This window comes from Streptococcus halichoeri, from assembly GCF_009870755.1.
Classification (GTDB): Bacteria; Bacillota; Bacilli; order Lactobacillales; family Streptococcaceae; genus Streptococcus; species Streptococcus halichoeri.
The window spans coordinates 19,963-28,995 of record NZ_WLZU01000026.1 but is presented as its reverse complement, the minus strand read 5'-3'; the positions used below and the strand labels follow the sequence as shown (position 1 = coordinate 28,995).

Here is a 9,033-nt window from a genome sequence, read left to right as displayed (position 1 = left end):
TCATAAAAGAGCTGGAACCAAAAAGTTCAAGCTGGTATTATGAGACTAAGAAAAGAGCTTTACTTGAATTTGCGGAATTTTACAGGGACGGGGCGCTAAAAAAATCTAATCAGAATGTTATTATTTCTTGAATACGTGTTATACGTATCATATAATAAGCTTGTCAGGAAGTAAAAGCGCTATACCTATGACACAAAAAAATGGTTAAACTTCTTACCGCCAATGGTTGGACAAAGACCAAAGAAGGTAACGGGTCACACGTTAAGCTTGAAAAAGCAGGCGAGTGGCCTATAACCATTCCCCACGGTGACATTAACAAATACACTGAACGGGGTATCAAAAAGCAAGCAGGCCTGTTATAAAGACAAGTCCCCCGCTTGTCTTTGATTTTGGAGGGAAAACTATGCTTGTCACTTATCCAGCTTTATTTTACTATGACGATACAGACGGAGCTAACGCCCCTTACTTTGTGACTTTCCCAGATTTTGAGCATTCAGCAACTCAAGGTGAGGATATGGTAGACGCTATGGCAATGGCTAGCGATTGGCTAGGCATTAACTTAGCTGATTATATCGAGAACGGTCGCAATATTCCTAAACCATCAGACATTAATTCCCTTTCTTTGATTGATAACAACCCTTTTGGCGAGGATGCGGATTTTCAATTAACCTATGACCCCAATAAATCTTTCGTCTCGTTGGTTATGGTTGACGTTGCCAAATATCTTGGTAGTCAAGAACCTATCAAGAAAACCCTAACTATTCCACGTTGGGCAGATACTTTAGGGCGTGAATTAGGTTTGAATTTCTCCCAGACACTAACAGACGCTATTGCGGACAAGAAAATCCACGCTTAATCCGATTTATGATTAGTAATAGAACCCTTCTAACCTCCTTGAAACAGATATTTTCTGCGGTAGGAGGTGGGATGGTTCTGTTTTTTTGCTCACTTAAACCCAATTTTTGCGACTTCTGAGACGATTTTTCATTTTTAGAGAGCAACTCATAACTCCTTGTCGCTCTAAGGATAGATAGTATTTTTACCCTATTTTGGCATTTGGCACCTAAAAAAAGGGGGGCATTACATTCATAGTAGCCCAGTTTTTAATTAGTATACTTTGTGAAAATTTGATAAAAACATATTGATTTTACAACATAAAAGTTTTATATTTTTTATATTAATGTCATTTATAAAAAGCATTTTTATGAAATTTGTTGGGGAACCCAAAATGAAGAAAAAATTATCTAAGTTTTTTGTATTATCATTACTTCTAGGGGCAACATTAGTAGGTCATCAAGCACATGCTAGTACTAAAGCAGTGAGAATTGGTACTGCAATTTGTGTCAATAAAAATGGCCGTGCCCAATATAGACCAGATTTAGACGCAATTAGATCTCAAACAGCTAGAGTTGTCGTTAACAGCTGGATTAACCATGGACCATGGGCTCCATGTCTAGGATTTGGAGTTATTATCCCACAATGAAAAGCAATGAAAGAACAGAATGGTTGAAACACATTGAATTACTAATAAACTCTGATTCAATTAAAGATAATCCTGAATTAAAAAATATTTTCCTAACAACTTATAAAGCATTAGAAAACAACGAAAGAGATGCTTTAGCAAGATTAAGCAATCATATTTCTTGGTACTTAATTACTCATAATTATGAAGCGCCAAAACCTATCATTGACTTTGCTCAACAAATAGCTAAAGAGCCTCATAAAGAAAGAGGAAAGCTGGCATTTTTACAAATGTTAGCATTATCCTTAACACAAATAAAATAAAAAGACTCTATCATTTCTGTAGCTGGTAACGCCACTCTGGAGATGATAGAGCCCTTTTAGTACCATAAATAGTGTAAGAAAGAGGAAACTCTTACTTGCACTATTTTTATATAATGAAAAGGTAGTATGACGAGGCTCTTTTTGGATTATAGATATCCGTCACAAAAACTGTCATCTACCGATTCATTATCAGTATTCGATTAAGCAGGTTGGACAAAAAGTCCGCGTAACGAGCTAAAATGAATGGAAATGGGTGCAGGTAGAAACTACAAATAATAATGAGGAGAACAAGGGATGATTTCTATTGGCATTGATATTACTAAAGAAAAATTCACCGCATGTGCATTAGAGCAAGGAAATAAAGTGATTTGGAAATCATATGATGTAATGAATTCCAAATCTGAAATTGAAAAATTTCTCAGACGAATGGCAGATGTAACAGATGTAAGAATTGTTATGGAAGCCACAGGTAAATACCATCTGCCCATTTTATATACCTTAAAGGCAAATGGATACTTTGTAAGCGTAGTAAACCCCCTAAAGATGAAGCAATTCTGTCGATCAATAAGTTTTAGAAAAGCTAAAAATGATCGGCTTGATGCCAAACAGATAGCCGAATACGGTTTAATCTACTGGGACACCCTAGAAAATTACAATCTAGATAATACAAACTACCAAGAACTAAAGCATTTAAACCGTTCTTATCAACACTACATGGAACTAAGGGTCTGTCAAATCAATTTTATTGACCATATCATTGACCAAACATTTCCTGGCATAAAAAAATTAATTCCGCACGGCTCACAAGACTTTTCGAAAGACAAGTTACTAGACTTTCTTGAAAAATGGTGGCATAAGGATAAGGTTCTAGAACTATCAGAAGAAGAATTTGTAAAAAAATATCAAATCTGGGCAAAAGAAAAGAGATACCATCCGAATACACAAAAGGCTAAGTCCATCTATAGCCTTGCTCAGGAAGGTATCTCCACTCAACCCTCTAACAGCCCATATATAGAAGCGGACGTACAAGAGAGCATTAAGCTGGTTAAAGGAATTAACCAAAGCTTACATCATATATTATCACAAATGATCGAACTTGCCGAGCCATTAGAAGAATATCAAGAAGCAAAAAAATTTTCAGGAATATCCGATAAATTAGCCGTTCAAATAACGGCGGAATTTGGAGATTTAAGCAAGTTCAGGAATAAGAAATGCCTAATATCCTTTGTTGGAATAGATGCCCCGCCCTATGAATCAGGGAACTTCAAAGCCACCCAACGAAAAATATCAAAAAGAGGAAATTCAATCCTGAGAAAAGTCGGCTACCAGGCAATGAAATGCATGATGAGTGCGAAAAATCAAGACAATGAGATTTACTTATACATGATAAAGAAAGAAAAAGAAGGAAAGCCAAGGAAAGTATGTAAATTTGCAGGTTTGAATAAATTTCTGCGAATCTATTATGCAAAAGTCATGCAAGCAAAGTTGAGAACGGAGCAAAGAAAAGCAGCATAAACTTCAAATAAAACAAATTACCTAGCTGATTTTATTGATTTTAATCAGCTTTTTTGTCATGCACAAAAAACAAAAGTCAAAGTGAAAAAACACCTTGACTTTTGTTAGCAGGTTTTAGTGTCAAAATGTGGAATTTTTTGTGGACTTTGAAGGAATATCTAAGGATTGTTAAAATGCTAGCAAAACTCTAGAAACGTTGTTATATCACTAGTTAGGGCAATGCAAAGACAACAAAACTGCATGAAAGTCTCCTTTGAAAAGTCGAGCCTTCATGCAGTTTGAGTTCTTTTTGTTTGGCAAATGATCGCTTAAAAGCGACTTTGGAGCGGCAGCTGGTCTGATATTAATAAGCTGAATCTTTTAAGACTTCTTCTTTATAGCCGCCTGCTTGTGGCAATGGAAGATTGGTTGAATTTGGTGCGCGCAAAATTCTAATAGGTCTTGCGCCAGCTTCTCTTGCAGCATGCACATCATCATCGCTGTCACCATAGTGAATTTGCGAATGATTTTTATGAATGTAATAGCTCTTATCATATTTGTAAGGCTTAATGGCTTTATCACCCGTATAGTTGACTGGGATTGGCTTTTTCAAGTCAAAGACTTTCGCTAGAGACTTGGCAGTTTTATCAATTTGGCCTTTTTTATACATTGATCCTCTAGTACGACCAGTAATAAAAACAATCTTATCGCCACGTTTTTGGTGCATCGCAATTAGGGATTTAGCATAAGTCTTAGGGATTGAGTCTTGGTCACCACGTTTGGCCACAAAATCCCAGAATTTTTGCTGGTGTAAGAAATCAAAGCTTCCAGGGGTCATATAGGTTTTCCCATATTGGAAGTATTGACTGCTAAATAAAAGCGTATCATCAATATCAAAGCTGACTGTAATTTTTCCTTTACCTTCTAAGCTTTTTTCAATGCTTTCAATGGTGACATAATCAACCGGAGCTTCTTTTGATAGCTCGGTCACACCTTTTTGCTGATAAGCCACTTTAGGCCCACTTGCTTGGACACTACCACTGGCTGTGGCCAATAAAGAAGCCATTAAAAAACTGGCTAAAACATATTTTTTCATTATGAAGTCCTCCTCTTTTATTTTACAATGCCAGGCGTCATTTGTAAATTGTTTTCAAATAACTTTTATGTCTTTCTTTTTTTATTTTAATCATTCAGAGGACCAAAGGCTTTGCGCAAAAACCAGACAACGGGCACTGTCACACCGACTTTTTTTACCTCCTCTAACAAACTCCCACGAACATCGGTATAACGGCAGCACCCTTATCTCTACTTGTTATGTCAATGGCAGAGCTCTAATTCTTTTTAGAGCAACTGGGCAAGCTAGCCTCTTCTAAGATGTGAGCTTGCCAGCCCCTTGCTCTTCCTGTACAAGATGGCCACCATTTTGGCGGATTGGTTCTTGGTTTTTCTTGCTTGGTTTAGAAAATGCAAAAATGCCTAGAAAGTTCTGTTGTAACAAGCTTTCTAAGCATTTATTTCATTTGGAATTTCAAAGCCAACTGTATGGTTTTACAGGCTGAGGCTACATTTTGAGATTTTATGCCTTTTCGAGCAGCAGCCCTAATGAAGGACCACGAAAGTAAGGCTTTTTTGTGCACAACATCTCCCTTTAGAATAGTTATACTGTAGTTGGATACAATAGACTATGCGGGAGATGACTCGAGCAGCTCTTGCTAATTTTTTTGCCTTTGGCTATTTGCTAGCTCCTTGCCAAGGTTGGCTAGGGCTAATAAGGTTAGCCACAAGGATTGTCCTACTTGCGTGAGCGATTTTCCATAAGGTCATAGGAAGCCTTCATCAGAGCTAGGACAACGACAAAAAAGTTAGAATGCTTGGAATAGGCAATATAGTAGGGTTCCCAGGTCTTGGCAAATTTGGCCTTATAGTGGCGCAACCCCTCAAATGAATATATTTGCGAACCAAGCTGATAAAGGAGGTAGCCCATCCGCTCTGTTACAAAACTAAATCGATAGTTGCCGACATTGGCTAAGGGGCTCATTCCCATATTAAACCACTCTAAGCCCTGTTCTTTGGCATACTGGATGATCTTGATGAACAGCACATCCATGATTCCCTTGGGCGCATCATGAGCATATCGCATCAAGTCTACCAATAAGGATTGTTCGCTCTGAGATGTTTCTAGGCTAGCAAAGGCTACTAATTTACCCTGCTGCGAACGAATGAGGGCTAAGTCAGCATGGGCTAGGTAGTTGGCGCTAAAATAGCCCAAGGAAAAGCCCATCTCTCTGCGGCCATTGAGCCAGTCAGTCGACACTTCTTCTAGTTCAGCTAGCAAGTCAGCTGAATGAGGTGGTGCAGTGATCGTAAATTGGTGGCCGGACTTGTCAACTTGATTGACGACGGAACGTAAATTTTGCCGTTTTTTACCTGAAATACTGAATTCTTCTGGTTTGACCAAACCTTCTTCACCCAATTTCATAAAATCAAAACCAAAATCATGCACAGCAAGCACTGTCTTTTCTGGAATTTCATAAAAAACTGGGCGAAAATGATACAGATCAGCCTCAGTCATAAAAGCCATCAGGCCTTCTTCTAGGTATGCTTTATCGCCAATAAAGTCCCCCATAACTAGAAGAAATTCCTTGTAAGGTTTAAATTGTAAGCCAAGCTTATCTTGACCATTGACTTGGTAATACCAGATACGCTTATCTCCAAGATAGGCTAAGCCAGTGTAATGATGGTCACCCAAGGCACAGAGGGCTTGATAACGCTCGGCGTCAAAAACTGAACCAATCTGGTGGCGCTGGCGCTTAAGGATCGTCAAAAACACCACAACTACCACAACAATCAAAAATAAGGTGAGAAAACCCGTCAACCACCAATGAAACGAAGGTACAGAAAAATGCTTTTCCAAGGAAACCCTGGGCACACGACGCGGATCAACTAAATTGGTATAACCTAAAATAACATAGGATGCTAGTAAAAAAAGCCAAATTGCTCCATCAAGAAAACCCTCTTCATGACTAATAATAAATTGTTGACGATAAAGATGATGACGGCTAATCCACAAAGCAACCATTAAAAAACCTAGAAGATAAGAGGGAAAGCTGGATCGATAGAAAAAAATCGTATAAAGCAGCGCGAGGGCTAAAAACACCAAAGTCGGATAAAAAGCCTGCCTGACCCGGTTAGCAATCGCACGCCCACAGACCAGTAAGGAAAAACCAAGCATTAAGCTGGGAACCTGGCGGATGAGAGCCATACTGGCCAAACCATACAATTTGTCTTTGATGAGTGGCAAATTAATAATCGAATCATGACTAGTAATCATCAGGACCAAAAGGATACCCGAGACATAAAAAAGTCCAATCATCAGGTAAAAACTCAAGGTGGTGAGCATATCCTTTAAGATTACCTTTTTAGTAGTGATAAATTTCCCAAGATGCTGTAAAAAAGGCATAGGCCTCCTTTCAAAATATGTCTTTTTTTCATGAAATAGCCTAACTGTAGAACCTTAAATACCAAAAGGGAACAGGCGCTCTAAGCTTAATACTTTAAGGGCTTAGCCTACTCCTGCTCCCAACAAGGTTAAAATAAGTCAGAATGGGGAGTAAAAAACACTTCTCCTCCACATCAGATTTAGGTTCACAAAAGCTAATACCTAACCAATAATAGCACCATTTGGTACCGAAGGATCAACTGTTAACACTGTCAATTTGCCCTCATGCTCAGCAGAGAGAATCATTCCTTGACTAATGTATTTTTTCATCATTTTACGTGGTTTGAGATTGGCTACAATCTGCACTTTTTGGCCAACCAATTCTTGTTCATTGGGATAGAACTTAGCAATTCCTGATAGGATTTGACGATGGTCTGCATCACCTGCATCCAACCGAAAGCGCAGCAATTTATTAGACCCTTCTACTTTCGCCACTTCAATAACTTCAGCTACTCGAATTTCTACGGCATCAAAGGTCTCAAACGAGATTTCCTCCTTACTAGACGTCAATTCCACTTCCTCAGGAAGCCATGCTTTAGCCTCCGGTGCCGTGCCTGCATGCATTTGTTCCTTGATATAGGTAATTTCTTGTTCCATGTCCAGACGTGGGAAAATGGGCCTTCCCTTAGCAACAACCTGAATGCCACTAGGCAGACCTGCTAGCTCAAGGTGTTCCATGGAAAATTGGTCGCCCAGACCCAATTGCGTCATGATAGCGTTAGAAGTTTCCATCATGAATGGTTGAATCAGATGCGCTACGACTCGCAGACTCGCTGCTAAGTGAGCCATAACTGCCGCTAATTTGTCGCGATCAGCTGCGTCCTTGGCAAGAACCCAAGGTGCTGTTTCATCAATGTATTTGTTGGTACGTGCAATAATATGCCATACCGCTTCAAGCGCACGCGGGTAATCAACAGCCTGCATTTGTTTATGGTAAGTGGTGATACTATCAGCCACCACAGCTGCTAAATCAGCATCAAACTCAGTCGCACTGGCAAAATCAGGCACTTGACCATCAAAGTATTTATTAATCATGGCGATGGTTCGATTTAAGAGATTACCAAGGTCGTTTGCTAATTCGTAATTAATCCGGCCGACATAGTCTTCTGGTGTGAACGTTCCATCTGAACCAACTGGTAGTGAACGCATCAGGTAATAACGTAGTGCATCAAGACCAAAACGCTCAACCAGCATTTCTGGGTAAACGACATTGCCTTTTGATTTTGACATTTTCCCATCTTGCATCACAAACCAACCGTGGGCAACTAGTCGGGTTGGCAGCGGTAAATCTAGCGCCATCAGCATGATGGGCCAATAGATTGAGTGAAAACGTAAAATATCCTTTCCAAGCATTTGCACCACTTCGTGTTGCTCATCATTGCCCCAGAAGCGGCCCATCTTATTTTCCAGCTGATTGCCATAGCCTAGAGCTGTGATATAGTTAGAGAGGGCATCAATCCAGACATAGACCACGTGTTTGGGGTCACTTGGCACCTTGACTCCCCAACTAAAGGTAGTACGAGACACTGCCAAATCTTCCAAACCAGGTTCAATAAAGTTCTTGAGCATTTCAGTCATGCGCCCATCAGGCTGAATAAACTCTGGGTGTTCGGCATAATAGGCTTTAAGACGGTCAGCGTATTTGCTCATACGAAAGAAGTAAGATGCTTCAGAGACCTGTTCTACCTCATGACCAGACGGAGCGATACCACCGATCATCTTGCCATTTTCATCGCGATAGACCTCAGCCAATTGGCTCTCTGTGAAGAATTCTTCGTCAGGTACTGAGTACCAACCGGTGTACTCACCTAAATAAATATCGCCTTGCGCTAGCAATTGATCAAAAATCTTGGCAACTGCCGTCTCATGGTAAGCATCTGTTGTACGGATAAACTGGTCATAAGAAATGTCCAAAAGCTGCCACAGTTCCTTGACACCCTTGGCCATATCATCAACATAGGCTTGTGGGGTAATCCCAGCTGCTTTAGCCTTTTGCTGGATTTTTTGCCCGTGCTCATCAAGCCCCGTTAAATAGTGAACATCAAAGCCCATCATCCGCTTGTAACGAGCCAAAACGTCACAGGCTATTGTGGTATAAGCAGAGCCAATGTGTAACTTACCTGAAGGATAATAAATCGGTGTGGTAATGTAGAAATGTTTGTCTGTCATGCTTTCTCCTATAAGCCACCCTAATGAAAGGTGTTTTTTCGTTACTTTTCATTATAACACAAATTAAACAGGCACCAAGCAGAAAT

The 9,033-nt window shown here is 39.7% G+C and carries 7 protein-coding genes and 1 pseudogene; 5 read left to right on the top strand and 3 right to left on the bottom strand.

What is annotated here, in order from left to right; all coding sequences use genetic code 11:
- The first annotated feature begins 181 nt into the window (after positions 1-181).
- The 5 genes and pseudogenes from GWD08_RS07135 (at position 182) to GWD08_RS07115 (ending at position 3,300) form a co-directional block, all read left to right on the top strand.
- Positions 182-362 (top strand): annotated as a pseudogene (locus GWD08_RS07135) (type II toxin-antitoxin system HicA family toxin).
- Between the two features lie 41 nt (positions 363-403).
- Positions 404-856, top strand: coding sequence for a type II toxin-antitoxin system HicB family antitoxin (locus GWD08_RS07130; RefSeq protein ID WP_159564956.1), 453 nt, complete (start codon positions 404-406; stop codon positions 854-856).
- Between the two features lie 285 nt (positions 857-1,141).
- On the top strand, positions 1,142-1,483 hold the full coding sequence (locus GWD08_RS07125; RefSeq protein ID WP_159564954.1) for a hypothetical protein: 342 nt from the start codon (positions 1,142-1,144) through the stop codon (positions 1,481-1,483).
- The gene (locus GWD08_RS07120) at positions 1,480-1,785 is read left to right on the top strand and encodes a bacteriocin immunity protein (protein WP_159564952.1); all 306 of its coding nucleotides are present in this window, start codon (positions 1,480-1,482) and stop codon (positions 1,783-1,785) included. The genes GWD08_RS07125 and GWD08_RS07120 overlap by 4 nt, the downstream gene beginning before the upstream one ends.
- Before the next feature lie 294 nt (positions 1,786-2,079).
- Positions 2,080-3,300, top strand: coding sequence for an IS110 family RNA-guided transposase (locus tag GWD08_RS07115; RefSeq protein WP_159564950.1), 1,221 nt, complete (start codon positions 2,080-2,082; stop codon positions 3,298-3,300).
- A gap of 343 nt (positions 3,301-3,643) precedes the next feature.
- Here the strand turns inward: GWD08_RS07115 and aphA are convergent, their stop codons facing one another.
- From aphA to metG, 3 genes are all read right to left on the bottom strand, one after another.
- A complete protein-coding gene (gene aphA / locus GWD08_RS07110) occupies positions 3,644-4,375 on the bottom strand; it encodes an acid phosphatase AphA (protein WP_159547841.1) in 732 nt (243 codons plus the stop codon).
- A 696-nt stretch (positions 4,376-5,071) separates the two neighbouring features.
- Positions 5,072-6,739, bottom strand: a complete 1,668-nt coding sequence (locus tag GWD08_RS07105; RefSeq protein ID WP_159564948.1) for a phosphatidylglycerol lysyltransferase domain-containing protein — start codon at positions 6,737-6,739, stop codon at positions 5,072-5,074.
- 201 nt (positions 6,740-6,940) lie between these two features.
- Positions 6,941-8,947 carry a methionine--tRNA ligase gene (metG, locus tag GWD08_RS07100; RefSeq protein ID WP_159564946.1) on the bottom strand — a complete coding sequence of 669 codons (2,007 nt, stop codon included), beginning with the start codon at positions 8,945-8,947 and terminating at the stop codon, positions 6,941-6,943.
- Between the last annotated feature and the right edge of the window lie 86 nt (positions 8,948-9,033).